This window comes from Micromonospora sp. 15K316 (assembly GCF_004348525.1).
Classification (GTDB): Bacteria; Actinomycetota; Actinomycetes; order Mycobacteriales; family Micromonosporaceae; genus Micromonospora.
Map to the genome: position 1 here is coordinate 1 of NZ_SMKG01000440.1, position 842 is coordinate 842.

Sequence of the window (842 nt, forward strand, 5' to 3'; positions counted from 1 at the left end):
GGAAGCTAAGCCCTCCAGCGCCGATGGTACTGCACTCGGGAGGGTGTGGGAGAGTAGGACACCGCCGGACATTCTTTCCGTTCAGGGTCACCCGTTCCGGGTGGCCCTGAACGCGTTTCCGCCCCTACTTTCCGGGACGGGACGGCGTGGCGGGGTTGCCTGCGATCTGGCCTACTGTCCGCCGACGACACCATTCCGGCAGCAGACCATGTCGGGCCATGTCGCCGACGCGGCAGAGCATGCCGACAGGAAAGCCGCTGACGAGAAAGGCCCGCTCCCGTGAGCGGGCCTCGGTCGTATCGACCGGCGGGACAGCGGGCCGGCAGGGAAACCGACGGCGGTCAGCCGCGGGTCTGGATGACGTTCCGGATGTCGGCGAAGAGCTTGCCCGCGTCGTCGACCGTGCGGCCGGGGAACATGCCCAGCACCACGCTGCCGTGGTCGGCCCACCCGCAGACCGCGAAGTCCCCGCCGTCGCCGCTGGTGGTGCCGCACTTCATGACTCCGCCGAGATCGCCGGCCGGCACCTCACGCAGCCCGGTCACCTTGCCCGTCTCGTCGGCCATCAAGCCGAAGAGGCTGTCCAGGTCGCGTTCCGGCTGCCAGAGCAGGGTCGTGCCGCCGAAGATCAGAACGGACCGCTTCTCGTCGGCCGGGTCACGGTAGACCGTGCCGAAGCTGCGGTCGAGCTCGATGTCCGCGGCGAAGCCGCTCCGCAGGTAGTCGGCCGTGCTGCGGGCCCGTTCGCTGTCGTCCCGGCTGAGACCGGCCACCTGGTCGGGTGAGGAGATCCGGGTGTCCTTCTCCTGAGCGACCCGCCAGCCCGCCACCCCGAACACACC

The 842-nt window shown here is 69.6% G+C and carries 1 protein-coding gene; it reads right to left on the reverse strand.

The genetic code is table 11. The features are described from left to right. Positions 1-341 precede the first annotated feature (341 nt). On the reverse strand, positions 342-842 hold a 501-nt coding region (locus tag E1211_RS32215), incomplete at its 5' end, for a hypothetical protein (protein ID WP_132354026.1).